We start from the raw sequence: 24414 nt of genomic DNA, 5'->3' as shown, positions 1-24414 counted from the left end.
CATGGAGACGCACCCCGCCCCTGCCACCGGCACCCGGATGGCCTCCGAGATCGCCGAGCAGCCCACGGCGGCCCGCCGCACCCTCGACCACCTGGTGCCCGAGCAGCCCCGCCTGCGCGACCTCGCCAGGGGACGGCGCCGCGTGCTCCTGGTGGCACGCGGCTCGAGCGACAACGCCGCGATCTACGGTCGCTACCTCCTCGAGGTGGTCGCCGGCGTCCCCGCCGCGCTCGCCGCCCCCAGCGTCGCCACGCACTACCGCGCCCGCCTCGACCTCTCGGACACCGTGGTCGTCTCGGTGTCGCAGTCAGGCGCCACGACCGAGATCGTCGAGACCCAGCAGTGGGCCCGCGCGTGCGGCGCCGCGACCGTCGGGGTCACCAACGTGGCGGGCTCCCCGCTCGCCGAGGCCGCCGACGTCGCGCTGGTGACGCAGGCCGGCCCCGAGGTCGCGGTGCCCGCCACGAAGACCTACCTGACGCAGATGGTGGCGCTGGCCGTCCTGGCGGACGCGCTGTCCGACGGCAGCGCGCTGGCCGCCGACCTCGCCCGCGTCCCCGACGCTGTCGCCGGCCTGCTCGAGGTGGACGTCTCGGCCGCCGCGAGCGAGCTGGCGGCCGCCGACCGGGTGGTCGTGTCGGGTCGGGGGCTGCTGCTCGGCACGGCCCTCGAGACGGCGCTGAAGATGGAGGAGACCTGCCTGCGCCCGGTGCGCGGCTACTCCTACGCCGACCTGCGCCATGGGCCGATCTCGGTCGTGAGCGAGGGGCTGCTGGCCGTCCTGGTCGGCGCGGCGCATGGCCCCCTCGCCGAGCCGATGGTCGACCTCGTCCGCGACCTGCAGGGCAGGGGGGCGCGGGTGCTCGGCCTCGGCGGCACGCCGTCGTTCACCGACGTCTGCGACCTCCACCTGCCCGGTCCCGACCTGCGCGAGACCGTCGAGCCCATCGCCTCCATCGTCCCGGCCCAGCTGATGATCGAGCAGATGGCCCGGCGCATGGGCCTCGACCCCGACAACCCCCGCGGCCTCAACAAGGTGACGCAGACTGACGTCACGTCCTCCACCACCCACGAAAGGTCACCCAGATGAGCAGCAAGGCAGAGCAGATCCTCGCCGGCCTCGGCGGCGCGGACAACGTCGTCGAGATCGAGGCCTGCATCACCCGCCTCCGCACCGAGGTCAAGGACGGCTCCCTCGTGGACCAGGCCGCCCTCAAGGCTGCCGGCGCGCACGGCGTCATGGCCAGCGGCACCGTCGTCCAGGTCGTGGTCGGCCCCGAGGCCGACAACCTGGCCGAGGACATCGAGGACCTGATGTGACGCAGGTTCTCTCCCCCTGCTCCGGCAGGGTCATCGCGATGGCCGACGTGCCCGACCCGGTCTTCGCCGAGGAGATGGTCGGCCCCGGCGTGGCCATCGAGCCCTCGGTGGATCCCGACGGCGGGCCCACCACCGTCGTCTCCCCGATCGCGGGGAAGGTCCTCAAGGTGCTTCCGCACGCCTTCGTCGTCCTCGGCGACGGCGTCGGCGTGCTCGTCCACCTCGGCATCAACACGGTGCGCCTCGAGGGCGAGGGCTTCGAGGTGCTCGCCACCCAGGGCGCCGAGGTCGCGGCCGGCGACCCGATGATCACGTGGGACCCGTCCGCGCTGCCGGCCTCCGCGGGCGGGCAGGACGTGTCGCCCGTCGTGCCGGTGGTGCTGATGGACGGGGTCAAGGGATCCGTCACGAGTGACGCGATCGGCGGCTCCGTGGCCGCCGGCGACCTGCTCTTCGCCACTCCATGACCCACTCCACGACCCGCCCGTCGGCGCTGCTGCTCGACCTCGACGGGACCCTCGTCGACTCCGAGCCGATCCACCGCGAGGGCTACCGCGCCTACTTCGCGCACAAGGGCTGGGACGTGCCCGACCTCTCGGTGTTCACCGGGCGCCGGGCCGAGGACGTCTTCGCCACCGAGCCGGGCCCGTGGGAGGGCCTGGACCCGAGCGCCGTGCTGGCGGAGGTGCTGCCGCACGTGCCCGACGAGGCCGCGCGACCGGTCCCGGGAGCCCGGGAGCTGATCGAGGCGGCCCGCGACGCCGGCGTACCCCTCGCGATCGTCACGTCGGCCTGGCCGGCGTGGGTGGAGCGCTCCCTCGTGGAGTCGTTGTCGCTCACCCTCGACAGCGTCGACGTCGTCGTGACCGCGCGGGACGTCGTCGACGGCAAGCCCCACCCGGCGGGGTTCGCCCTGGCCCTGGAGCAACTGGCGGCCGCGCCGGCGGAGGCGCTCGCGGTGGAGGACTCGCCGGCCGGCGTGCGGGCCGCGCTGGGTGCCGGCGTACGACGCGTGCACGGCGTCCGTACGACGCACGCGGCCGCGGTGCTGCAGGACGCCGGCGCCGTCGAGGTCCACGACGACCTGCGCGCGCTGGCGGAGCTCTTCTCCTAGTCGGTGAGGTGGTCGCCGACGGTGCGGTCGTGGGGGCGGCCCGGGTCGTCGAGCGCCGGCTCGGGCTCTCCGGCCCGCAGCGCCTCGAGCTGGGCGCAGACGGCGATGCCGTAGAAGAGGGCGATCGAGGACAGCAGCGCCCAGAGCAGGAGGGCGAACACCCCGGCCAGCGGGCCGTAGACGCTGCCGAACGAGCCGCTCAGCGAGACGTAGAGCGCGAGTCCGACCGTGGCGATCGCGCTGAGCACGACGGCGATGCCCGAGCCGAGGGCGAGCCAGGAGAGCGCCGGCTGGCGGCGGCGCGGAGCGTGGTCGAGCAGCACGGCGATCGTCAGGACGAGCAGTGCCAGGCCGACGGGCCAGCGCAGGAAGCCCCACCAGTCCAGGGCGTGATCCGACCAGCCGTAGTTGTCGGCCATCGCCTCGCCGAAGGCCCCTCCGCCGACGATCATCAGGAAGCCGACGCCCACCGGCACGGCGAGCACGGCGGTCAGCACCGCGGCCCGGCCGTACTTGTGGAGGGCCTTGCGGTCGCGGCGGATGCCGTAGATGCGGTTGGCGCCGCGCTCGACCTGCGCCATCGCCGTGGTCATCGAGATGAGGGCGAACCCGAGGCCCAGCACGAGCGCCACCTCGCCTGCCCGCTCGGACTCGTCGGACTTCTCGACCGCCGAGGTGAGCGCGTCGCTGTCGCCGGCGCCGGGGGAGAGGGAGTCCACGACGTGCGCGACGACGGCAGCGGGACGTTCCTCGTCGATGTCGGAGGCGAGCCCGGTCAGCGCCAGCAGGAACGGCACGACGGCCAGGCAGGCCTGCAGCGCGAGGGCGCGGGAGCTGGTGAAGCCGTCGCCGTAGCGGAACCGCACGAACGACTCGACGACGATGGCCCTCAGCCCGTGGTGGCGCGCGAGGTGCCAGGCGTCCAGCGCGTCGAGCTCGTCACCGTCCATCTCCGTGGTGACCGGGACGGTCCGCGCAGTCGTCATGGCCGCACCCTAGGTGTCCACCGCGCGCCTAGGCTGACGAGGTGCCCAACCGTCTCGCGAACGCCACCTCGCCCTACCTCCTCCAGCACGCCGACAACCCCGTCGACTGGTGGGAGTGGGGACCCGAGCCGTTCGCCGAGGCGCGGCGCCGTGGCATTCCGGTGCTGCTGAGCGTCGGGTACGCCGCGTGCCACTGGTGCCACGTGATGGCGCACGAGTCCTTCGAGGACGAGGCGACCGCGGCCTACCTCAACGAGCACTTCGTGAACATCAAGGTCGATCGCGAGGAGCGCCCCGACGTCGACGCGATCTACATGCAGGCGACCGTCGCCATGACCGGCCACGGCGGGTGGCCGATGACGGTCGTGCTCGACCACGACGCCAGCCCGTGGTTCGCCGGGACCTACTTCCCCGACACCCCGCGACACGGCCAGGCGTCCTTCCGGCAGCTGCTCGAGGCGCTCACCCAGGCGTGGCGCGAGCGCCCCGACGGCGTACGACAACAGGCGGCGCAGCTGCGCGAGCACCTGCAGGCGCCGGCGGTGCTGCCGTCGTCCCCGATCGGCCCGGGCGACCTCGACGCCGCCGTCGCCACCCTCGCCGCCGAGTTCGACCCGGTCGCCGGCGGCTTCGGGGGCGCTCCGAAGTTCCCGCCGTCGATGGTGCTGGAGTTCCTGCTGCGGCACGGCAGCGACGACGCCCTGCGGATGGTCGACCAGACCCTCGACGGGATGATCCGCGGCGGGATCCACGACCAGCTCGGCGGCGGGTTCGCCCGCTACAGCGTCGACGCCGGCTGGGTCGTGCCGCACTTCGAGAAGATGCTCTACGACAACGCGCTGCTCATGCGGGTGTGTGCCGACCGGCGCACGGAGCCGGCGCTGTGGGCGGGGGAGCAGACTGCCGAGTTCCTGCTGCGCGAGCTGCTGACCGCCGAGGGCGGCTTCGCCTCGGCCCTCGACGCCGACTCGGAGGGCGAGGAGGGGCGCTTCTACTCCTGGACGCCCGCCCAGCTCGTCGAGGTGCTGGGGCAGGACGACGGCTTCTGGGCGGCCGAGCTCTTCTCGGTGACGCGCGAGGGGACCTTCGAGCACGGCGCGTCCGTGCTCCAGCTGCGCCGCGACCCCGACGACCTCGAGCGATGGCTCGACGTGCGGGCGCGGCTGATGGAGGCCCGGTCGGCGCGCGTGCGGCCCGCGCGCGACGACAAGGTGGTCGCCGCCTGGAACGGACTGGCGATCAGCGGCCTGGCGCGCCTGGGCCTGTGGCTGGAGGAGCCGAGGTACGTCGACGCGGCCACGTCGGCTGCGGAGCTGCTGCTCGACGTGCACCTGGTGGACGGCCGGCTGCGCCGGGTCTCCCGCGACGGGGTCGTCGGTGCCCCGGCGGGCGTGTTGGAGGACCACGGCTGCGTCGCGGCGGGCTGGCTCGACCTCTTCCAGGCCACCGGGGACGTGCGCTGGCTGCGCGCGGCGACCGACCTCATCGACACCGCGCTGGAGCGGTTCGCCGCCGGTGACGGCGGCTACCACGACACCGCCGACGATGCCGAGGCGCTCGTGGCGCGACCGCGGGACGCGTCTGACAACGCCTCGCCCAGCGGCCTGTCCTCGCTGGTCCACGCCCTCGTCACGGCCGCCGCGATCACCGGCGAGCCGCGCTACCGGCAGGCCGCGGACGACGCGCTCGGCTCCGTGCACGCCCTCGCGACCAAGGCCCCCCGTTTCGCCGGGTGGTCGCTCGCTGCCGCCGTCGCCCTGCGCGACGGCCCGGCCGAGGTGGCGGTCGTCGGGCCGCCCGGCGCCCGGCGCGAGTCGCTGGCCAACAAGGCGCGGCACCACCCGACGGCGGTCGTGCTCGTCTCCGACACCGCCCGCGACGACGTGCCCCTCCTGGCCGGGCGGAACCCGGTCGACGGCAAGGCGGCGGCGTACGTCTGCCGCCACCACGTCTGCGCGGCGCCGTTCACCGAGCCCGCGGAGCTCACCCTCGGATAGTCCGCATCACACGACTGGTGCCCAAGCCGTCGGGACAAGTCGTTTGATGCGGACTACCGCGGACGTGGTGCGCCCGGATGTCGGTGCGCGGCGCCACACTGGGGGAGTGAGGTCTCGGGAGCGTGGTGGTGTGATGGGTGGACAGGTGGTGCAGCAGGTACGCCGGTTCTACGACGGCGGCACCTTGCCGCACGACGGACGTCCGGGTGAGCCGCCGGACCCCGGCGCCGACCCGCGGATCGTGCTGGAGCGCCACGCCGAGGAGGGCGTCGAGACCTTCGCCCTCGAGCGCCGCCTGGCCTACCTCGACCGCCACCTCGGGGAGCTGCTGGTGCCGGCCGACACCGGGTTCCGCACCGACCTGACCTCGGTCCCGGCCCTCTTCACCTGGCTGGTCCCCAAGACCGGCGCGCACCTGCCGGCCGCGCTGCTCCACGACGCGCTCGTGGGCGGCTCGCACGACCCGTCGTCCTACGTGTCCACCGACGGCCACGTCGTCGACCGGGTGGCCGCCGACCGCACCTTCCGCGACGCGATGGCCGACACCGGCACCGGCGTCATCCGCCGCTGGATCGTGTGGACGGCCGTCACGGTCGCGACGATCTTCGTGGGTCGCGATGTGCCCTGGTCGCGGGCCCGGCACTGGTCCTACCGGTTCGCGGCGGGGGCCACGATCGTGGCGATCCTCTACCTCGGCTACTCCTCCACCAGCGACCTGTTCGACCGCTCGTGGCTCGGCGCGGTCGACGTGCCCTGGATGGGCGACCGGCCCTGGTGGGCGGAGGTGGCCGGTGGGCTGTCCGGCGCGATCGTGCTGCCGCTCGCGCTGAGCCTGCTCTGGGGCCGGCTGCGGATGGCCGGCGCCATCGCGGGAGTCATGCTCGCGGTGCTGCTGCACGTCACCGTCGGGCTGGCCGCGATCGGTGCGACCTACATGGCGCTCGAGCGGCTGGCCCGTCGCTCGCCCGGCGCCGCGTGGATGCTGGCCGGACTGGTCGTCGCCGCCGCCCTGGTGGTGTTCGCGCTGGTCAGCTTCGGCTGACGCCGACCTCCGCGAGCCACTTCGCGGCGAAGGCGTCGGGCGGCAGGCCCGCGGTCGCCAGGTCGATCCCGGCCTGGAAGGCGAGCACCACCAGGCCGAGGGCGAGCGCCGTCACCACCATGCCGTTGACGTTGCGCGGGAACCGGCTGGGCACGGTGCGTACCCGGTGCCATCCCCCGATGAGGCCGGCGGTCACGACGGCCGACACCACGCTGGCGCAGGCGGCGCCGAGCACGGTGCCGAGGAGGTCCATGCGGCTGACGAGGATGGCGGAGGTCGCGGCGGCGGTGGCGCCGGCGACCAGCTGGGGGAGGCTGAGGTCGAGGAGGGGCTGGCGGTCGTCGGAGTCAGGCATCACGCGATCGGGGTGGGGGACAGGGCTTCCCCACTACGACGTACGGGCGTCCACGAAGGTTTCCCGACGTGAGCAGGCTCACCGCGGTCCGCGGAGCTCAGCGCAGCGAGTACGTCGCCAGCGAGACGCCGACGTAGTGGGCGGCGAACGCCAGCACCGTGAAGGAGTGGAACACCTCGTGGAACCCGAACCAGCGGGGCGAGGGGTCGGGGCGCTTGAGGCCGTAGACCACGCCACCGAGGGTGTAGAGGATGCCGCCGACCGCGACCAGCACCAGCGTCGCGACGGCGACGCCGCTGCTGAAGCGGTCGGCACCCTCCATGAACTGCGGGACGAAGAAGATCGCCGCCCAGCCGAGGGCGAGGTACATCGGGGTGTAGAGCCAGCGCGGCGCGTCGATCCAGAACACGCGGAAGACGACGCCGGCGAGGGCGGCGCCCCAGACCAGCACCAGCAGCGTCGTACGGGCCGAGCCCTCCAGGAAGAGCAGGGCGTAGGGCGTGTAGGTGCCGGCGATGAGCACGAAGATGTTGGCGTGGTCGAAGCGGCGCAGGAACGCCCACGTGCGCGGCGACCACGTGCCCCGGTGGTAGATGGCCGAGACGGTGAAGACGAGGAGCGCGGACAGCGCGAAGGCCGCCGAGCCGATCCGGGCGGAGGCCGTCGGCGACAGGGCGACGAGGACGATGCCCGCCGCCAGGGCCAGCGGCGCGGTGCCGGCGTGCAGCCAGCCGCGCAGCTTGGGCTTCACCTCGGCCAGCTTGTCGGCCATGAGCTCGCCGGCGCGCTCCACGCGATCGACGGCGTGCTCGACCCGGTCGCGAGGCGTCATGAGCTGGTCTCCATGACTAGAAAGTACCCAACCCGGGGCAAGCCACGCACACGACCGACGCGGAGGGATCGGTCACACGGCGTTACCATCGCCTGATGGCCAAGGTGACGGACGCGGTGCGACGGGTGCTCTACCCGGCCTACGAGTCCCGCATGGTGAAGGCCCTGCCGCACGACCAGATCCCGAAGCACGTCGGGGTCATGCTCGACGGCAACCGGCGCTGGGCCAAGGCGGTCGGTCTCAACACGGCCGAGGGCTACCAGGCGGGCGCCGACAACATCCGTCCCCTCCTCGGGTGGTGCGAGGAGGTGGGCGTCGAGGTCGTCACGCTCTGGCTGCTCTCGAGCGACAACCTGACCAACCGGCCGCCCGAGCAGCTCACCGGCCTGCTCTCGATCATCGAGGGAGCCGTCCAGTCCCTCGCCGAGGCCGGCCGCTGGCGCATCCACCCGGTGGGTGCCCTCGACCTGCTGCCCCCCGAGACCGCCGAGCGGCTCAAGGCCGCGGAGGAGGCGACCCGCGACATCGACGGGATCCTGGTCAACGTCGCGGTCGGCTACGGCGGCCGCCGGGAGATCGCCGACGCCGTACGCGCGCTGCTCTCCGACCACGCGACCCGCGGCACCTCGCTGGAGGAGCTCGCCGACCTGATCGACGTCGAGCACATCGCCGAGCACCTCTACACCAAGGGCCAGCCCGACCCCGACCTCGTGATCCGCACCTCGGGCGAGCAGCGCCTCGGCGGCTTCCTGCTGTGGCAGTCGGCCAACTCGGAGTTCTACTTCTGCGAGGCGCTCTGGCCCGACTTCCGCCGGGTCGACTTCCTCCGCGCGATCCGGGCGTACGCCGCCCGCGAGCGCCGCTTCGGCGGCTGACCAACCGTCACCTCGCCGTCACCTCGCGTTCGGGCGTGTCGACCCGGATCGACGACGTCGCGGGCGTACTTTCGCCCGTATCGGCAGGTGGGGAAGCCTGCTGAACCGGGAGGCAAGCCTTGGGCACTCAGATGGGAGCTCTCCGGTCCGTTGAATGACATCGGGCCGGGCGAGGAGTGCGCGCGCCGACCCGCAGCAAGGGGTTAGTCGTGGCCAGCAAGTCCTCACCCGTGAGCTCCGCATCGCCCAGCTCCGCCGCATCTCCCAGCGCATCTCCAGACCAGGGCCGCCGGACCTACGTCCTGGACACCAGCGTCCTGCTCGCCGATCCCGGCGCTGTCACGCGCTTCGCCGAGCACGAGGTCGTGCTGCCCGTGGTGGTGATCACCGAGCTCGAGGGCAAGCGGCACCACCCCGAGCTCGGCTTCTTCGCCCGTTCGGCGCTGCGTTCCCTCGACGACCTGCGGGTCGTGCACGGGCGCCTCGACGAGCCGGTCGGCATCGGCACGGAGGGTGGCACGCTCCGCGTGGAGCTCAACCACACCGATGCTGCATCGCTGCCGTCGGGCTTCCGGCTCGGCGACAACGACACCCGGATCCTCGCCGTGGCCCGCAACCTCGCCAACGACGGCCACCGGGTGACCCTGGTCTCCAAGGACCTGCCGCTGCGCATCAAGGCCTCGGCCGTCGGCCTCGATGCCCAGGAGTACCGCGCCGAGGCGATCAGCGACTCCGGCTACACCGGCATGACCGAGCTGGAGGTGCCGGCCACCGACCTCGACGAGCTCTACGAGGACGGGGTCATCGACCTCGCCCCCGCCCGCGACCTGCCCTGCCACAACGGGCTCGTCCTGCTCTCCGAGCGCGGCACGGCGCTCGGCCGCGTCGGTGCGGACAAGCGGGTCCACCTCGTGCGCGGCGACCGCGACGCCTTCGGGATCCACGGCCGCTCCGCCGAGCAGCGGGTGGCGCTGGAGATGCTGCTCGACCCCGAGGTCGGGATCGTCTCCCTCGGCGGTCGCGCCGGCACCGGCAAGTCGGCGATGGCGCTGTGCGCGGGCCTCGAGGCGGTGCTGGAGCGCCGCCAGCACAAGAAGGTCGTCGTCTTCCGGCCGCTGTTCGCCGTGGGCGGCCAGGAGCTCGGCTACCTGCCCGGCTCGGAGAACGAGAAGATGTCACCCTGGGCCCAGGCGGTCTTCGACACGCTGGGTGCGCTGACCGGCAAGGACGTCATCGACGAGGTGATGGACCGCGGCATGCTCGAGGTGCTGCCGCTGACCCACATCCGCGGCCGCTCCCTGCACGACGCGTTCGTGATCGTCGACGAGGCGCAGTCCCTGGAGCGCAACGTGCTGCTGACCGTGCTCTCGCGCATCGGGGCCAACTCCAAGGTGGTGCTCACCCACGACGTGGCGCAGCGCGACAACCTGCGTGTCGGTCGCCACGACGGGATCGTCGCCGTGGTCGAGAAGCTCAAGGGCCACCCGCTCTTCGCGCACGTGACCCTGACCCGCTCCGAGCGCTCGCCCATCGCCGCCCTGGTGACCGAGATGCTGGAGGACGTCACCCTCTGAGACGTCCTCGGTCTACTGCTTTGGGGTTTCCCCGCATAGGCGGGGAAACCCCAACGTCCGGACCCTTGCAAACCCCAAGATGTTCGAACTTCCCCGCATAGGCGGGGAAACCGAAGCGAGGGGTGTGGCGGAGGCGACCTTCCGCGAAGTGGGACTGGTGGGGCCTGCGCGTTCTCAGGTACGCGCGTGACGCAAGGGACATAGTCACTTGGGGGGATCGGTTTGCACGCTCCCGAGGCCTCGTGCATGGTGGTCCGTGATCGTTTCGTGACCTTCCCCCCGGGAGGTCAGGCCAGGGACACCCCCGAGAACCGCGTCCCGACCGCCTCCTGGAGCGCTCGACCGTGGTGCCTCTCGAGCCGCACGCCCCCTGTCGTCCAACCGTGAGACTCCTCTGTGCCCAAGTCACCCCGTTACGTCCCCACGCACCGCGCCCCCGGCAAGCACAAGGCCGTGGGCGTGCGCCGTCGGGCCCTGCGCACCGGCGTGGCCATGACCGGACTGGCCGCTGCCGTGACCGGCGTGAGCGTCGCCGGCGGCCTGCTGTCCGACGACTCCGCCCTCACCCCCGCCGCTGCCGACGTGGCCACGACCACGCAGGCCTCGCCCGAGAGCTCGCCGCAGGACGCCGCCACCCCGAGCGCCGCGGCGCTCGAGCAGCGAGCCCGGCGCACCGTCACCTCCCGCTCCGCGCGTCGTACGGACGCAGCCAAGGCGACCGCCCTGTCGATGTCGGCCGGCTCCGCCGTCACGAAGTCCGAGAAGCTCTCCGAGGGTGACCCGCGAGACATCGCCCGCGCGCTGCTGCCGGCCTACGGCTTCTCCGCCGACCAGTTCTCCTGCCTCGACTCGCTCTACATGAGCGAGTCCGGGTGGCGCATCGACGCGGACAACCCGACCTCGTCGGCCTACGGCATCCCGCAGGCGCTCACCGAGCTGCACGACCTCCCCGCGGACTACATGACTTCCGCCGAGTCGCAGATCCGGTGGGGGCTGGAGTACATCCAGGACGCCTACGGCACGCCGTGCAGCGCCTGGAGCTTCAAGTCCGGGCATGGCTGGTACTGAGCGAGAAGTCCTGGCATTGCGCGTTCCTCACGATGATCTCCAGGCAATCTTGACGATCGAGGGACCAGTGGTCTAACCGGTCGTCCTAGTCCAGCCTGATTCCGCCGCGGGCCGCTCCGGAGCGGGCCATGGTGCGTCCATGAGCCCTCGGGCTCGCACTGGTCGACCAGGGGGGTCGAGAGGCGCGGCTCGCTCGTCCTGGGGGGACGGGTGGGTCGCGCCTTGTGCTTCCCGGTCAGCGGGAGCGGGTAGGTCGCGGGGTATGAGTCACCGGCTCGCGGGGACCTCGAGCACCATCACGCAGTTCTTCATGCCCTTGGGCCGGTCGTAGGTGAAGCCGACGCGCTCGTACATGCTGCGGGTGCCGTTGTAGAGCCACGACGACGACGTCTTCTTGGTGACGTCGGTCAGGTCGTGCGGATAGCCCTCGACGGTGCCGCCACCGGCCGCGGCGATCAGCTCGAGCGCCCCGCGCAGGGCCACCTCCGCCAGGCCCTCCCGACGACGTGCCTTGTCCACGCGGATGCACGTGATGCGGTAGTCGACGTGGCGCTGGTTGGTCGCGTCGTATTCCTTGCGGTGGTGGATGTCGGGCAGCTCCTGCGGCGTGCCGTACTCCGCCCACGCGACCGCCTCGTCGCCGTCCATGACGAGTGCGGCATGGGCGATGCCTTCCTCGACCATCTTCTGCTTGAACGCCCTGTTGCCCTCGGGCCCGGGCACGTGGTCCTCCCGCTCGGCGTGGAAGGCGACGCACCAGCAGCCACCGAAGAGACCGCCCATGCGCTCGTTGAGACCCGCGAACGCCGACCACGTCTCGGGGGTGAGGGCCTTGATCTCGTACGCCGTCCCGGTCATGTCCTCGACCGTACGACGACCACCGGACGAGGTGCTACCGGATCACGCCGGGCTCCTGCGACCCGTCATCGAGTCGACGTCGAGGGCCGCGTCGAGCTGCTCCTCGGTCAGCTCGCCGCGCTCGACGAAGCCCATCGCGAGCACCGTCTCGCGGATCGTGGCGCCCTCCGCCAGCGCCTGCTTGGCGACCTTGGCCGCCTGCTCGTAGCCGATGTGCGCGTTGAGCGGCGTGACGACCGAGGGGGAGGACTCGGCATAGCGCCGCATCCGCTCGGCGTCGGCGGTGATGCCGTCGACGCACCGCTCGGCGAGCAGCACCGTCGAGGTGGACAGGACGTGGATCGACTCGAGCAGCGCCTGCGCCATCACGGGCATCATCACGTTGAGCTCGAAGCTGCCGGACGCGCCGGCCCACGCGATCGTCGCGTCGTTGCCGACCACCCGCGCGCACACCATGAGGGTCGCCTCGGGCAGCACCGGGTTGACCTTGCCCGGCATGATGCTCGAGCCCGGCTGCAGGTCGGGCAGGTGGATCTCGGCGAGGCCGGTGGTCGGCCCGGACGACATCCAGCGCAGGTCGTTGCAGGTCTTGGTCAGCCCGACGGCGATCGTGCGCAGCACCCCGGAGAGCTCGACGAGCGAGTCGCGCGTGCCCTGCGCCTCGAAGTGGTCGCGCGCCTCGGTGAACTCCTGGCCCGTCCGCTCGGACAGGGCGGCGATGGCGCGCGTGGCGAACGCGGCCGGCGTGTTGATCCCGGTCCCGACGGCGGTGCCGCCCAGGGGCAGCTCGCGGACCCGGGGGAGCACCGACTCGAGCCGCTCGACGCCGAGCCGGAGCGTGGCGGCGTACGCCCCCATCTCCTGGCCGAGCGTCACCGGGGTCGCGTCCATGAGGTGGGTGCGCCCGGCCTTGACGGTGTCGGCGAACTCGGCGGCCTTGGCCTCGAACGCCGTCGCGAGGCGGTCCAGTGCGGGGACGAGGTCGTCCACCACGGCGAGCGTCGCGGCGACGTGGATGCTGGTGGGGAAGGTGTCGTTGCTGCTCTGCGAGGCGTTGACGTGGTCGTTGGGGTGCACCTCGACCCCGGCGCGGGCCGCGAGGGTCGCGATCACCTCGTTGGCGTTCATGTTGGAGCTGGTGCCGGACCCGGTCTGGAAGACGTCGATCGGGAACTCGCCGTCGTGCTCGCCCGCGACGATCGCGTCGGCGGCCGCCACGATCGCCTGCGCCTGCTCGTGGGACACCACGCCGAGGGCGGCGTTGGCGGTCGCTGCGGCGGCCTTGACGTGTGCCAGCGCCTGGACGTGGCGCGGCTGCAGGGTCAGGCCGCTGATCGGGAAGTTCTCGATCGCGCGTTGGGTCTGCGCCCGCCAGAGTGCCTCGCGCGGCACCTCGACCTCGCCCATGGAGTCGTGCTCGGTGCGTGTCTCGCTCACCCCGCGACCGTACCCCCGGCACGATGGGGCCATGCGATCACTGCGTCTCGGGATCGCCGTCGTGCTCATGGGGGTCGGCTCCGCCTGCTCCGTGCTCGGCGGCGAGGACAGCGAGCCGGCCTCCGCCACCGCCGACGACCTCGCGGCGGCCCTGTCCGGGCACTCGCTGGGCGACGTGCCCCTGACCGACGAGGCCGACCGGGCCGCGTTCGTCGAGCTGGTCGCGCCGCTCGACGAGGTGCCGGTCGCGGTCGAGGTGTCCGGCGTCGACGAGCCCGAGGACCCCGACGCGCCCGACGCGGCCGCGACCGCGACGCTCGCGTGGAGCTGGGACCTGACCGCCACCACGCCGTGGGAGTACGAGTCCACCGTCGCGCTGACGTCCGACGAGTCCGGGTGGCAGGTCGACTGGAGCCCCGACGCGCTGGCGCCCGGGCTCGCCGAGGGCGACATCCTCGGCCTGCGCACCCTCGCGCCGCAGCGCGGCGACATCACCGGCGCCGGCGGAGCCGTCCTGGTCACCGAGCGCCCGGTGCTGCGCTACGGGCTCGACAAGACCAAGGTCGAAGGACCCCAGGTGGCGCGCAGCGCGCGACGCATCGCGCGCATCCTCGACGTCGACGCGGCGGCGTACGTCGAGCGCGCGGAGGCGATGGGTCCGGCGGCCTTCGTCGAGGCGGTCGTGCTGCGCGAGGACGACGCCCTCGACGTGCTGCCCTCCTTCCGGGAGGTCCCCGGCGCGCTCGCGGTGAGCGACACGCTGCCGCTGGCGCCGACGCGTGAGTTCGCCGCCGCCCTGCTCGGTCGGGTCGGCCCCGCCACCGCCGAGGTCGTCGAGGCGTCCAACGGCCGCATCGTCGCGGGTGACGAGGTGGGTCTCTCCGGCCTCCAGGCGCGCTACGACGACCAGCTGCGGGGCAGCCCGGGCACGTCCGTCGTCGCGCGGGGCGCCGACGACCGGCTGCGCACCCTCGCCGAGGTCGCGCCGACCGACGGTGCCGACCTGGTCACCACCCTCGACCCGGTGCTCCAGGAGAAGGCCGAGCTGGCGTTGTCCTCCCTGGGCGACGCCGGGCCCGCGAGCGCCCTCGTCGCGATCCGGCCCTCGGACGGTGCGATCCTGGCGAGTGCCAACGGGGCGGGTGCGGCGGGGGCCGACCTCGCGTCGACCGGGCGCTACGCGCCGGGGTCGACCTTCAAGGTGGTCACCGCGCTGGCGCTGCTGCGCAGCGGCCTGAGGGTCGACGATGTCGTCCCCTGCCCGGCCACGACCGTCGTGGACGGCCGCACGTTCAAGAACTACGACGACTACCCCCCGAGCTCCTTGGGGGACATCACCTTCATCCAGGCGATCGCGCAGTCGTGCAACACCGCCCTCATCGACAGCACCGGCCGACTGGCCCCCGGTGACCTCGCGGCGGCGGCGCGGGCGCTCGGGCTGGGCACCGACCACGACCTCGGCTTCCCGGTCTACTTCGGGCAGGTGCCGCCGGCGGAGACCGAGACCGGTGCCGCGGCCGACATGATCGGCCAGGGCACCGTGCTCGCCAGCCCCTTCGCCATGGCCACCGTGGCCGCGTCCGTCGCGGCCGGCCGGACCGTGCTGCCCGTGCTGCTGCCCGAGCACCAGGTCACGCAGACGCCGCCCGACGTGCCGCTGACCGCGCAGGAGTCGGGCACGCTCCTCGGCCTGATGCGGGCCGTGGTGACCACCGGGTCGGGGCGGTTCCTGCTCGACGTACCCGGCGAGGTCGGTGCCAAGACCGGCACCGCCGAGTACGGCGAGCCCGACGCGTCCGGCAACCTGCCGACCCACACCTGGATGATCGCCACCCGCGGCGACCTGGCGGTCGCCGTCTTCGTGGAGACCGGCGTGTCGGGCTCGCAGACCGCGGGCCCCCTGCTGGAGGCGTTCCTGCGGTGAGCCTCAGGCCTTGCGGGCCAGCATGGTCGCGGTGTCGCCCGAGGTGGGCTCGCGCCACACGACCCGGAGCTTGGCACCGTCACGGCGCACCTTCACGGCGACGCGCTTGACGCAGCGTCCGCCGGTGGTGTCGCGGGTGATGACCTCGGTGAAGCGGTAGGTGCCGCCGCTGCGGCCCTTGAAGCGCCACACGCCGTAGCAGCCGCCGTAGGCGATCCTGCCGCGCAGCGCGCCGTTGCGCTTCACGATGCGAACCTTGGCGCGGTAGCCGGCCGAGGCGCCGTTGTCGCCGTAGACCGCCCCCTTCCAGGTCCCGGTCACGGTGGTGCCTGCCTCGGCGGGAGCGGCGGCGGCCGCGGGAGCCGTGAGCGAGACGGGGACGAGCAGTGCGACGGTCGTCAGCACGGTGGGCAGGATCTTGTGCATGTGTTTCCCCCTGTGTCGGGGTGCCGCCCGATGCGGCGCCCTGCCGGCACCCTAGGGCCGCGGGCGCCTCGCGAGATAGAGGTAGTAGGACTCCGGGCGGTCCTGGAGCAGCACGTCGTGGGCCTGCTCCTCGGCGGCGCCGAACACCTCGCGCATCGACGCGAGCAGCTCCGGGGCGGGGTTGGCCGACCAGATCACCAGCACGCCGCCCGGGCTGAGGACGTCGTGGCAGCGGCGCAGGAACTGCTCCTCGTAGACCGCTTCGTTGCTCTCGTGCACCAGGTAGCCCGGGCCGTTGTCGACGTCGAGCAGGACGAGGTCGTAGGTCGAGCGGGCCTCGGCGATGGCCATCGCGATGTCGGCGTTGACCACCGTCGCGCGGGCGTCCGCCAGGAGCGCCGGGCCGTGCGGGACGGTGCCGTTGCGCATCCACTCGACGAGCGGCTCCTCGATCTCGACGACCACGGCGCGCTCGACGCGTACGTCCGCCAGCACGCGCTGCAGCGTGTAGCCGAGGCCCAGCCCGCCGACCAGCACCGCACCGGGCTCGTCGACGAGGTCGAGGGCCTGCGAGGCCAGCTCGATCTCGCTGGTCGTCTCCAGGGTGTCCATCACGAAGACGCCGTTGACGCGCAGCTCGAGCACGTCCGGTGCCGTCTCCGACGTACGACGCCGCAGCACCACGTCGCCGCGCTCGGTCTCGGCTCGGGCGATCTCCACGCTCTCCACGGCGTCCATCCTGCACAAGGGTCCTGCGGGCGTCCGCGGGGGCACCCGGTTCGTCCAGCCCTTGTCCAAGGTCGATCCGTGGGTAACTACCCCGAAAGACCTGCCTGCAGCCGGTCTCGCGATCTACGGTGAGCATGTGTACACCGTGAGTCGAGCCGCTGAGCTGACCGGCGTCCCGAGCGGGACGTTGCGCAAGTGGGAGCAGCGCTACGGCGTGGTCGCCCCCCAGCGGTCGCCGGGCAACTACCGGCTCTACGACGACGAGGCCGTGCGCCGGCTCAGCGTGATGCGCAGCCTCGTCGACAACGGGTGGTCGGCGCACGAGGCGGCACGGCACGTGGTGCACGACGCGGCATCGGCCGAGGCCGACATCCCTCGCCCGGAGCTGCCGTCCACCGACTCCCGGGTCGACGAGCTCGCCCGGTGCGCCGCGGACTTCGACCTGCCGCGGCTCGAGAAGGTGCTGGCCGAGGCCTTCTCGGACGACCTGGTGGCCGCCGTCGACGAGTGGCTGCTGCCCTCGCTGGTGCGGCTCGGCAAGGGCTGGCAGCGAGGCGAGCTCACGGTCGCCGGTGAGCACTTCGTGACGGCGGCGGTCCACCGCCGGCTCGCGCACACGTTCCAGTCGCTGCCCACGGCGTACGACGGACCGCGCGTGGTCGTGGGGCTGGCCCGCGGGGCGCACCACGAGCTCGGCGTGCTCGCCTTCGCCCTGGTCCTGCGCTCGCGCGGGGTGGCCGTCACCTACCTCGGCGGTGACCTCCCGCTCGAGGCATGGATGAGCACGGTCCGGCTGATCGACCCGGCCGCGGTCGTCCTCGCCGCCCCCACGATCGAGGACCTGCCCGCCGTCCGCGAGGCCGCCGAGGCCCTGATGCCGCTCACCGCCGTCCTCCTCGGGGGCGCGCACCAGGCCGAGGTCGACGGCCCGGAGCACCTCGGCCACCGCGCCGGCGCCGCCGCCGCCGCGCTCGCCGACCAGCTCGTCTGACGTGGCACCTGCCCCGGACGTCATACGGAGAGGGCATCCGCTCACCCCCTCCGTATGACGTCCGAGGGCTGGCGTGCGACCGCGGTTGTCCACAGGCCGCACCTCGAGCGGGTTCTCCACAGGTACGCCGACGTGCGGGTGCTGTCGTCGGGCGACCGGAGGCAGGGTCGCCGGATGCCGAGGAGCACACCTTTCGACGATCCGAGACTCGTGCAGGCTCGCCGCGAGGCCGCGAAGCAGGGCGGCGTCATGTCCCGACCCCAGCTCTACGGACTCGGCATCACCCGCTGGGAGATCCGGGGACAGGTGCGTGCCCACCGGTGGCAGCTGGTGGGGGACCAGTCCGTGTGCCTCCACAACAGCGAGATGTCCGACGCGGGCCACCAGTGGGCGGCCGTCTTCCAGGGAGGACCCCGCGCCTGCCTCGACGGCGCGTCCGCCCTGATCGCGGGAGGCCTCGAACGGTTCGACGTCGACCGGCACCGGGTCTCGGTACCCCGTGGTGCGCGTGTGCGTCGCTCGGGGATGTACGACATCCGTCAGACGCGGCGGTGGACCGCCGAGGACCTGGCCCCGTCGGGCATCCCGCGGACACGACCGGCCGTGGCCGCCGTACGCGCTGCGCTCTGGGCGGTCTCGGACCGACAGGCGGTCTACGCGCTGACGCTCGTCGTCCAGCAGGGCCTGACGACGGCGGAGCTGCTGGGAGCGCAGGCGCTACGCATCAAGCGCGACCGTCGTCGCCGCCTGGTCCACGACACGGTGCTCGACCTGCTCGACGGGGCGCGCTCACTCGGCGAGCTGGACGTCGTGCGCGAGCTCCGCAACCGCGGTCTGCCGCCGCCCACGCGGCAGGTCCTTCGGCGCGACAAGGCGAACCGCTACTACCTCGACCTCTACTGGGAGGACTTCGCGCTCGTGGTCGAGGTCGACGGGATCCATCACACGTGGGCGACCAACGTCATCGGCGACGCGCTGCGCCAGAACTCGCTCGTCATCGCGAACGACCGAGTCCTCCGGCTTCCCCTCCTGGGTCTCCGGCTCCAGCCGGATGCCTTCTTCGAGCAGATCGAGGAGGCCCTGGTCGCGGGCGGCTGGCAGCGGGCCGCGTGACGTCATACGGACAGATCTTGCGGATGCTCTGTCCGTATGACGTCCCGGACTGGCTACTGCGCGGAGCGGACGCGGATGCCCGAGATGGGCACCGTCACCGCACCGGAGGGATCGGTGAAGAAGTCGTTGCCCTTGTCGTCGACGACGATGAAGGCGGGGAAGTCCTCGACCTCGATCTTCCAGACCGCCTCCATGCCGAGCTCCTCGTACTCCAGCACCGAGACGGACTTGATGCAGTCCTGCGCGAGGCGGGCGGCCGGGCCGCCGATGGAGCCGAGGTAGAAGCCGCCGTGGGTGCCGCAGGCGTCGGTGACCTGCTTGGACCGGTTGCCCTTGGCGAGCATCACCATCGAGCCGCCGGCTGCCTGGAACTGCTCGACGTAGGAGTCCATGCGGCCGGCCGTGGTCGGGCCGAACGACCCCGCCGCCATCCCGGTGGGGGTCTTGGCCGGGCCGGCGTAGTAGACCGGGTGGTTCCTCAGGTAGTCGGGCATCTCCTCGCCGGCGTCGAGACGCTCCTTGATCTTCGCGTGCGCGATGTCGCGGGCCACGACGAGCGGGCCGGTCAGGGAGAGCCGCGTCTTGACCGGGTGCTTCGACAGCTCGGCGAGGATGTCGGCCATCGGCTGGTTGAGGTCGATCGGCACCACCTCCCCGCCCTCGATGTCGTGGGCCATGCCGGCGTCGGGCATGTAGTGGGCCGGGTCGGTCTCGAGCTGCTCGAGGAAGACGCCCTCGGGGGTGATCTTGCCGAGCGCCTGGCGGTCGGCCGAGCACGACACCGCGATCGCGACGGGGCACGAGGCGCCGTGGCGGGGCAGCCGGACGACGCGGACGTCGTGGCAGAAGTACTTCCCGCCGAACTGCGCGCCGATGCCGAAGGACTGGGTGAGCTTGAAGACCTTCTCCTCGAGCTCGACGTCGCGGATGCCGTGGGCGCTCATCGAGCCCTCGGTCGGCAGGTCGTCGAGGTAGTGCGCGGAGGCGTACTTCGCCGTCTTCAGCGCGAACTCCGCACTCGTGCCGCCTATGACGACGGCGAGGTGGTACGGCGGGCACGCGGCGGTGCCGAGGGAGCGGATCTTCTCGTCGAGGAACTCCATCAGCCGCGTCGGGTTGAGCACGGCCTTGGTCTCCTGGAAGAGGAACGACTTGTTGGCCGAGCCGCCGCCCTTGGCCATGAAGAGGAACTTGTACTCCGGGACGTCCTTGGCCGGGGTCGAGTAGAGCTCGATCTGCGCCGGCAGGTTGGTGCCGGTGTTCTTCTCCTCGAACGTCGTCAGCGGCGCGAGCTGGGAGTAGCGCAGGTTGAGCCGGGTGTAGGCGTCGTACACCCCGCGGCTGATCGCCTCGCCGTCGTCGGCCCCGGTGAGGACGCCCTCGGCCTTCTTGCCCATCACGATCGCGGTGCCGGTGTCCTGGCACATCGGCAGCACGCCGCCCGCGGAGATGTTGACGTTCTTGAGCAGGTCGAGCGCGACGAAGCGGTCGTTGCCCGACGCCTCGGGGTCGTCGATGATCTTGCGCAGCTGGGCGAGGTGGCCGGGACGGAGGTAGTGGCTGATGTCGTGCATCGCCTCCTCCGTGAGCCGGCGGATCGCCTCGGGCTCGACCTTGAGGAAGGTGCGCCCCTCGACGTCGACGGTCGACACGCCCTCGGTCGTGATCAGCCGGTAGGGGGTCTTCTCGGCTCCGTTGGAGCCGGCGGTGGGGAGCAGGTCGGAGTAGCGGAACTCAGCAGCGGTCACGGCTGCCGATGCTACGCCGGGTCGGCTCGCCCGCCGGTGCCGGTCTCGCGCCCGCGACCCGGGGGATTCATCGTTCGGACACAAGACGGCCACGCGGGAGTAGCCTCCGACTCAACGGGGCCTACCAGTCTCCGCGCGGCACACCCCACCACCGTTCTCGGCAGAGCACTCCTGGAGGTCCAGTGAAGACCCGCACGACACTCGTTTCCCTTGCCGCAGTGGCCACCCTCTTCTCGGCGGCCGCGTGCGCAGCGCCCGAGAAGGAGACCGACACCACGACCGAGAGCGGTGTCGACGCCGCGAGCGCGACGTCCGCGGAGGACTTCGGCGGCCTCGAGGAGCTGGTCAAGGCGGCCGAGGACGAGGGCGAGCTCAACGTCATCGCCCTGCCCCCGGACTGGGCCAACTACGGCGAGGTCATCTCGGCCTTCGAGGACAAGTACGACATCACGGTCAACTCCGACCAGCCCGACGCCGCCTCGCAGGACGAGATCAACGCGGCCAACGACCTCAAGGGCACCGACCGCGCGCCGGACGTGTTCGACCTCGGCCAGTCCGTCGCGCTCGCCAACACCGACATGTTCGCGCCCTACCAGGTCGAGACCTGGGACGACATCCCCGAGGAGTTCAAGGACCCTGAGGGCGCCTGGGTCAACGACTACGGCGGCTACATGTCGATCGGCTACGACTCCTCGGTCGTCCCCGACGTGACCTCCGTGAAGGACCTCCTCAGGCCCGAGTTCAAGGGCAAGGTCGCGCTCAACGGCGACCCCACCCAGGCCGGCGCAGCCTTCAGCGGCGTGATGATGGCGGCCATCGCCAACGGTGGCTCGGCCGACGACATCGCCCCGGGCGTGGAGTTCTTCGCCCAGCTCAAGAAGGCCGGCAACTTCCTCACCGTCGACCCCGACTCGAGCACCATCGAGCAGGGCACGACGCCCGTCGTCATCGACTGGGACTACCTCGGCGCGGCCGCAGCGGCCAACGTCGACACGTGGAAGACGGTGGTGCCGGAGGAGGCGGTCGTCGCCGGCTACTACTTCCAGGCCATCAACGCCGACGCACCGCACCCCGCCGCCGCCCGCCTCTGGCAGGAGTTCCTCTACAGCGACGAGGGCCAGAACCTGTGGCTCAAGGGCGGTGCCCGTCCGGTCCGCGGTGACGCGATGGCCGAGGCCGGCACGATCGACGCCGACCTGTGGGGCGCCCTGCCCGAGGTCACCGGCGAGCCGGTGATCCCGACCGACGAGCAGACGGTGGCCGCGGGCGAGTACCTCGCCAAGAACTGGTCCAAGGCCATCCGCTGAGCACGACAGCCGCCAGAGTGGGCACGGGCCGGCGGTTCGCCGTCGGCCCGGCCCTCCCGCTCCTGCCGTTCCTCGCGTTCGTCCTCGTCTTCCTGGTCGTCCCGACGCTGACCGTCGTCGTCGGGGCCTTCCAGGACGAGGACGGGCGCCCGACCCTCGGCAACCTCGACGCCCTGACCAGCGACGCCGCCGTCACGGCGCTGCGGGGCTCCCTGGTCCTGTCGGCGTCCACGGCGCTCATCGGCGCCGTGCTCGGCGCGCTGCTGGCCTACCTGGTCGTCTCGATGCCGGTGTCGAGCCTGCTGCGCCGCTCGACGCTCGCCGTCAGCGGGGTGCTCGCCCAGTTCGGCGGCGTGGTGCTCGCCTTCGCGTGGATCGCGACGATCGGCCCGGTGGGCGTCATCACCAACGCTGTGCTCGACCTCACCGGCACCAGCATCTACGGCAGCGGCTGGCTCTTCGGGCTGCCGGGGCTGGTCGTCGTCTACTCCTACTTCCAGGTCCCGCTCATGGTCATCGTGTTCGCGCCGGCCTTCGAGGGCCTGCGCCCGCAGTGGCGCGAGGCCGCGGTCAACCTCGGTGCGTCGACCTGGGACTACTGGCGCCACGTGGCGATCCCGCTGCTGCGCCCGGCCTTCCTCGGCGCGACCCTGCTGCTGTTCGCCAACGCGTTCGCGGCGTACGCCACTGCTGCGGTGCTGGTCAGCCAGGGCCAGCCGATCGTCCCGCTGCTCATCCGCCAGGCCATCACGAGCGAGGTCCTGCTCGGCCAGGCCAACGTGGGCTTCGCGCTCGCGCTGGAGATGATCGTCGTGGTGACGCTGGTGATGGTGGCCTACAACGTGCTGCTGCGTCGTACGACGAGGTGGTTGCGATGACGCCGAGCCGCGGCTTCCGGGTCGTCCGGGCCGTCCTGCTGGTCGTGTTCGCCGCCTACTTCTTCGTCCCGCTGCTGGCGATGTTCGACTTCTCGACCCAGGTCCGCGGCAGTGCGCCGGGGCGCACGTGGGACAACTGGGCGCTGATGGTCACCGACGAGGACCTGCGGTCCTCGATCATCGCCTCGTTGCTGCTGGCGCTGTTCACCGTCGTGCTGATGGTGGCGCTGCTGGTCCCGACGATGGTGTGGGTGCGCCTGCGGGTCCCGCGGGCGCGCGGGCTGGTCGAGTTCCTCTGTCTGCTGCCGCTGACGATCCCCGCGCTGGTGATCGTGGTGGGCATCAGCAACGTGTACTCGTGGGTGACCTACCTGCTGGGCGACAGCGCGCTGGTGCTGACCTTCGCCTACGTCGTGCTGGTGCTGCCCTACTCCTACCGTGCGATCGACGCGTCGCTGTCGGGGATCGACGCGGCCACGCTCTCCGAGGCGGCCCGTTCGCTCGGGGCCGGCTGGTTCACCGTGATCGCGCGGATCATCATGCCCAACATCACCGGCGGCATCCTCGGTGCGGCGTTCATCTCGGTGGCGCTGGTGCTCGGCGAGTACGTCTTCGCCTCGCTGCTGCACTTCGACACCTTCCCGGTGGCGATGGCCCTTCTCTACAAGCACAACGGACCGGCCGCCATGGCGGCCGCGCTCGCCTCGATGATCTTCGTCGCCCTGCTGCTCATCGGCCTGACCTTCCTCGGCCGCGACCGGCACAAGCAAGGAGCAACCCCATGACCGAGCACAACGGTCTCGCCGTCGAGCTGTCCGAGCTGACCCGTGTCTACGGCCAGGTCCGCGCCCTCGACGGGCTGACGCTGCGCATCGACCCGGGGGAGCTGGTCGCCCTGCTCGGTCCGTCGGGGTGCGGCAAGACGACTGCCCTGCGGATCCTCGCCGGCCTGGACGCCGCCACGTCGGGGACGGTGTCGGTCGGTGGCCGCGACCTGACCAGGGTGCCGGCCAGCAAGCGCGACATGGGGATGGTGTTCCAGGCCTACAGCCTCTTCCCGCACATGACGGTCATCGACAACGTCGCGTTCGGCCTCAAGATGCGCGGCAAGGACGGCGCGGCCCGGCGTGCCCGGGCCGGCGACATGCTCGACCTCGTCGGACTGGCCGAGCACGCCGACCGCTACGCCCACCAGCTCTCCGGCGGTCAGCAGCAGCGGGTCGCGCTGGCCCGTGCCCTCGCGATCGAGCCGTCCGTGCTCCTGCTCGACGAGCCGCTCTCGGCCCTCGACGCCAAGGTGCGCGTCCAGCTGCGCGACGAGATCCGCCGGGTCCAGATCGAGGTCGGCACCACCACCGTGTTCGTCACGCACGACCAGGAGGAGGCGCTGGCCGTCGCCGACCGGGTCGGGGTGATGAACGCGGGTCGGCTCGAGCAGCTCGCCCCGCCGGCCGAGCTCTACTCGTCCCCGGCCAGCCGTTTCGTGGGGGAGTTCGTCGGCCTCAGCAACCGCCTGCCCGCCCACGTCCAGGGCGGGACGGCGTCCGTGCTGGGCCGCGAGGTGCCGGTGCTGCCCGGGTCCGCCACGGGTGCGGGGATGGCGCTCGTACGCCCCGAGTCGGTGTCGGTCGTCGCGGACCCGGACGGCCCGGCCACCGTGGCGACGGTGATGTTCCTGGGGCCGCTGTCGCGGGTGACCTGCACGCTGTCGGACGGGACCGTGGTGCTCGCGCAGGTCGCCAGCTCCGACGCGCTGCGGCTCCAGCCGGGCGACCGGGTGCGTCTCGAGGTCGACCCCGCGCCCGTGCTCGTCGTGGCCTGACCCCCCGAGCTCAGGCGA

The 24414-nt window shown here is 72.2% G+C and carries 24 protein-coding genes; 16 read left to right on the top strand and 8 right to left on the bottom strand.

The window, feature by feature from the left end; all coding sequences use genetic code 11:
* Window position 1: 1 nt before the first annotated feature.
* The 4 genes from ACS3YM_RS13265 to ACS3YM_RS13250 are packed head-to-tail and all read left to right on the top strand — an operon-like array spanning window position 2 to window position 2434.
* The gene (locus tag ACS3YM_RS13265; protein WP_439936901.1) at window positions 2–1090 is read left to right on the top strand and encodes an SIS domain-containing protein; all 1089 of its coding nucleotides are present in this window, start codon (window positions 2–4) and stop codon (window positions 1088–1090) included.
* The gene (locus ACS3YM_RS13260; RefSeq protein ID WP_439936900.1) at window positions 1087–1320 is read left to right on the top strand and encodes a glucose PTS transporter subunit EIIB; all 234 of its coding nucleotides are present in this window, start codon (window positions 1087–1089) and stop codon (window positions 1318–1320) included. The genes ACS3YM_RS13265 and ACS3YM_RS13260 overlap by 4 nt, the downstream gene beginning before the upstream one ends.
* On the top strand, window positions 1317–1787 hold the full coding sequence (locus tag ACS3YM_RS13255) for a PTS sugar transporter subunit IIA (protein ID WP_439936899.1): 471 nt from the start codon (window positions 1317–1319) through the stop codon (window positions 1785–1787). Before ACS3YM_RS13260 ends, ACS3YM_RS13255 begins: the two co-directional genes overlap by 4 nt.
* Window positions 1784–2434, top strand: coding sequence for an HAD family hydrolase (locus tag ACS3YM_RS13250; RefSeq protein ID WP_439936898.1), 651 nt, complete (start codon window positions 1784–1786; stop codon window positions 2432–2434). Before ACS3YM_RS13255 ends, ACS3YM_RS13250 begins: the two co-directional genes overlap by 4 nt.
* On the opposite strand, the gene ACS3YM_RS13245 is transcribed toward ACS3YM_RS13250, so the two are convergent.
* Window positions 2431–3420 (bottom strand): YihY/virulence factor BrkB family protein, encoded by a 990-nt coding sequence (locus ACS3YM_RS13245; RefSeq protein ID WP_439936897.1) that lies wholly within the window; start codon window positions 3418–3420, stop codon window positions 2431–2433. The genes ACS3YM_RS13250 and ACS3YM_RS13245 overlap by 4 nt on opposite strands.
* 41 nt (window positions 3421–3461) lie before the next feature.
* Between ACS3YM_RS13245 and ACS3YM_RS13240 the strand changes: the two genes are divergently transcribed.
* Both ACS3YM_RS13240 and ACS3YM_RS13235 read left to right on the top strand, forming a co-directional pair.
* Window positions 3462–5417, top strand: a complete 1956-nt coding sequence (locus ACS3YM_RS13240) for a thioredoxin domain-containing protein (RefSeq protein WP_439936896.1) — start codon at window positions 3462–3464, stop codon at window positions 5415–5417.
* A 106-nt stretch (window positions 5418–5523) separates the two neighbouring features.
* The gene (locus ACS3YM_RS13235) at window positions 5524–6459 is read left to right on the top strand and encodes a DUF1353 domain-containing protein (RefSeq protein ID WP_439936895.1); all 936 of its coding nucleotides are present in this window, start codon (window positions 5524–5526) and stop codon (window positions 6457–6459) included.
* Here ACS3YM_RS13235 and ACS3YM_RS13230 read toward each other — a convergent pair.
* Both ACS3YM_RS13230 and trhA read right to left on the bottom strand, forming a co-directional pair.
* A complete protein-coding gene (locus tag ACS3YM_RS13230) occupies window positions 6446–6814 on the bottom strand; it encodes a hypothetical protein (RefSeq protein WP_439936894.1) in 369 nt (122 codons plus the stop codon). The genes ACS3YM_RS13235 and ACS3YM_RS13230 overlap by 14 nt on opposite strands.
* 97 nt (window positions 6815–6911) lie before the next feature.
* Entirely contained in the window at window positions 6912–7646 is a 735-nt protein-coding gene (gene trhA / locus ACS3YM_RS13225; protein WP_439936893.1) for a PAQR family membrane homeostasis protein TrhA, read from the bottom strand.
* Between the two features lie 95 nt (window positions 7647–7741).
* Here trhA and ACS3YM_RS13220 point away from each other — a divergent pair, with 95 nt between their 5' ends.
* The 3 genes from ACS3YM_RS13220 to ACS3YM_RS13210 all read left to right on the top strand — a co-directional run bounded on the left by ACS3YM_RS13220 (window position 7742) and on the right by ACS3YM_RS13210 (window position 11163).
* A complete protein-coding gene (locus ACS3YM_RS13220; RefSeq protein WP_439936892.1) occupies window positions 7742–8521 on the top strand; it encodes an isoprenyl transferase in 780 nt (259 codons plus the stop codon).
* 230 nt (window positions 8522–8751) lie between these two features.
* The gene (locus ACS3YM_RS13215) at window positions 8752–10095 is read left to right on the top strand and encodes a PhoH family protein (protein ID WP_439939889.1); all 1344 of its coding nucleotides are present in this window, start codon (window positions 8752–8754) and stop codon (window positions 10093–10095) included.
* A gap of 396 nt (window positions 10096–10491) precedes the next feature.
* A complete protein-coding gene (locus ACS3YM_RS13210) occupies window positions 10492–11163 on the top strand; it encodes a hypothetical protein (protein ID WP_439936891.1) in 672 nt (223 codons plus the stop codon).
* A gap of 267 nt (window positions 11164–11430) precedes the next feature.
* On the opposite strand, the gene ACS3YM_RS13205 is transcribed toward ACS3YM_RS13210, so the two are convergent.
* Both ACS3YM_RS13205 and ACS3YM_RS13200 read right to left on the bottom strand, forming a co-directional pair.
* Window positions 11431–12021, bottom strand: a complete 591-nt coding sequence (locus ACS3YM_RS13205) for a hypothetical protein (RefSeq protein ID WP_439936890.1) — start codon at window positions 12019–12021, stop codon at window positions 11431–11433.
* A gap of 42 nt (window positions 12022–12063) precedes the next feature.
* Entirely contained in the window at window positions 12064–13491 is a 1428-nt protein-coding gene (locus tag ACS3YM_RS13200; protein ID WP_439936889.1) for a class II fumarate hydratase, read from the bottom strand.
* Here ACS3YM_RS13200 and ACS3YM_RS13195 point away from each other — a divergent pair.
* On the top strand, window positions 13490–15382 hold the full coding sequence (locus ACS3YM_RS13195) for a penicillin-binding transpeptidase domain-containing protein (protein ID WP_439936888.1): 1893 nt from the start codon (window positions 13490–13492) through the stop codon (window positions 15380–15382). The two genes, ACS3YM_RS13200 and ACS3YM_RS13195, sit on opposite strands and share 2 nt — an antisense overlap.
* A gap of 3 nt (window positions 15383–15385) precedes the next feature.
* Here ACS3YM_RS13195 and ACS3YM_RS13190 read toward each other — a convergent pair whose 3' ends face one another.
* Window positions 15386–15808, bottom strand: coding sequence for a hypothetical protein (locus ACS3YM_RS13190; RefSeq protein ID WP_439936887.1), 423 nt, complete (start codon window positions 15806–15808; stop codon window positions 15386–15388).
* Between the two features lie 51 nt (window positions 15809–15859).
* The gene (locus ACS3YM_RS13185; protein WP_439936886.1) at window positions 15860–16537 is read right to left on the bottom strand and encodes a spermidine synthase; all 678 of its coding nucleotides are present in this window, start codon (window positions 16535–16537) and stop codon (window positions 15860–15862) included.
* A 145-nt stretch (window positions 16538–16682) separates the two neighbouring features.
* Here ACS3YM_RS13185 and ACS3YM_RS13180 point away from each other — a divergent pair, with 145 nt between their 5' ends.
* Together ACS3YM_RS13180 and ACS3YM_RS13175 are read left to right on the top strand one after the other, a co-directional pair.
* Window positions 16683–17528, top strand: a complete 846-nt coding sequence (locus tag ACS3YM_RS13180; protein WP_439936885.1) for a MerR family transcriptional regulator — start codon at window positions 16683–16685, stop codon at window positions 17526–17528.
* Between the two features lie 249 nt (window positions 17529–17777).
* Entirely contained in the window at window positions 17778–18641 is an 864-nt protein-coding gene (locus ACS3YM_RS13175) for a hypothetical protein (protein WP_439936884.1), read from the top strand.
* Window positions 18642–18694: 53 nt separating this feature from the next.
* Here ACS3YM_RS13175 and ACS3YM_RS13170 read toward each other — a convergent pair whose 3' ends face one another.
* Window positions 18695–20389, bottom strand: a complete 1695-nt coding sequence (locus ACS3YM_RS13170) for a fumarate hydratase (protein WP_439936883.1) — start codon at window positions 20387–20389, stop codon at window positions 18695–18697.
* A 182-nt stretch (window positions 20390–20571) separates the two neighbouring features.
* Here ACS3YM_RS13170 and ACS3YM_RS13165 point away from each other — a divergent pair, with 182 nt between their 5' ends.
* The 4 genes from ACS3YM_RS13165 to ACS3YM_RS13150 are packed head-to-tail and all read left to right on the top strand — an operon-like array spanning window position 20572 to window position 24396.
* Window positions 20572–21696 (top strand): ABC transporter substrate-binding protein, encoded by a 1125-nt coding sequence (locus tag ACS3YM_RS13165; RefSeq protein WP_439936882.1) that lies wholly within the window; start codon window positions 20572–20574, stop codon window positions 21694–21696.
* 17 nt (window positions 21697–21713) lie between these two features.
* Window positions 21714–22574: an ABC transporter permease gene (locus tag ACS3YM_RS13160; RefSeq protein ID WP_439936881.1), complete on the top strand. Its 861-nt coding sequence runs from the start codon at window positions 21714–21716 to the stop codon at window positions 22572–22574.
* Window positions 22571–23359 (top strand): ABC transporter permease, encoded by a 789-nt coding sequence (locus ACS3YM_RS13155; RefSeq protein ID WP_439936880.1) that lies wholly within the window; start codon window positions 22571–22573, stop codon window positions 23357–23359. Before ACS3YM_RS13160 ends, ACS3YM_RS13155 begins: the two co-directional genes overlap by 4 nt.
* Window positions 23356–24396 (top strand): ABC transporter ATP-binding protein, encoded by a 1041-nt coding sequence (locus ACS3YM_RS13150; protein WP_439936879.1) that lies wholly within the window; start codon window positions 23356–23358, stop codon window positions 24394–24396. Before ACS3YM_RS13155 ends, ACS3YM_RS13150 begins: the two co-directional genes overlap by 4 nt.
* The last annotated feature ends 18 nt before the right edge of the window (window positions 24397–24414 follow it).

This window comes from Nocardioides sp. N13(2025) (assembly GCF_051912545.1).
In the GTDB taxonomy this organism is placed as follows: Bacteria; Actinomycetota; Actinomycetes; order Propionibacteriales; family Nocardioidaceae; genus Nocardioides.
Note: the sequence above shows the minus strand (reverse complement) of the source record. Positions and strands in the feature narration are given on the sequence as shown.

Coding starts and splice junctions, on each gene's coding strand:
- ACS3YM_RS13265 (WP_439936901.1), top strand. CDS start 2: ATGGAGACGCACCCCGCCCCTGCCACCGGCACCCGGATGGCCTCCGAG.
- ACS3YM_RS13260 (WP_439936900.1), top strand. CDS start 1,087: ATGAGCAGCAAGGCAGAGCAGATCCTCGCCGGCCTCGGCGGCGCGGAC.
- ACS3YM_RS13250 (WP_439936898.1), top strand. CDS start 1,784: ATGACCCACTCCACGACCCGCCCGTCGGCGCTGCTGCTCGACCTCGAC.
- ACS3YM_RS13245 (WP_439936897.1), bottom strand. CDS start 3,420: ATGACGACTGCGCGGACCGTCCCGGTCACCACGGAGATGGACGGTGAC.
- ACS3YM_RS13230 (WP_439936894.1), bottom strand. CDS start 6,814: ATGCCTGACTCCGACGACCGCCAGCCCCTCCTCGACCTCAGCCTCCCC.
- trhA (WP_439936893.1), bottom strand. CDS start 7,646: ATGACGCCTCGCGACCGGGTCGAGCACGCCGTCGATCGCGTGGAGCGC.
- ACS3YM_RS13220 (WP_439936892.1), top strand. CDS start 7,742: ATGGCCAAGGTGACGGACGCGGTGCGACGGGTGCTCTACCCGGCCTAC.
- ACS3YM_RS13205 (WP_439936890.1), bottom strand. CDS start 12,021: ATGACCGGGACGGCGTACGAGATCAAGGCCCTCACCCCCGAGACGTGG.
- ACS3YM_RS13195 (WP_439936888.1), top strand. CDS start 13,490: ATGCGATCACTGCGTCTCGGGATCGCCGTCGTGCTCATGGGGGTCGGC.
- ACS3YM_RS13200 (WP_439936889.1), bottom strand. CDS start 13,491: ATGGCCCCATCGTGCCGGGGGTACGGTCGCGGGGTGAGCGAGACACGC.
- ACS3YM_RS13190 (WP_439936887.1), bottom strand. CDS start 15,808: ATGCACAAGATCCTGCCCACCGTGCTGACGACCGTCGCACTGCTCGTC.
- ACS3YM_RS13175 (WP_439936884.1), top strand. CDS start 17,778: ATGTCCCGACCCCAGCTCTACGGACTCGGCATCACCCGCTGGGAGATC.
- ACS3YM_RS13155 (WP_439936880.1), top strand. CDS start 22,571: ATGACGCCGAGCCGCGGCTTCCGGGTCGTCCGGGCCGTCCTGCTGGTC.
- ACS3YM_RS13150 (WP_439936879.1), top strand. CDS start 23,356: ATGACCGAGCACAACGGTCTCGCCGTCGAGCTGTCCGAGCTGACCCGT.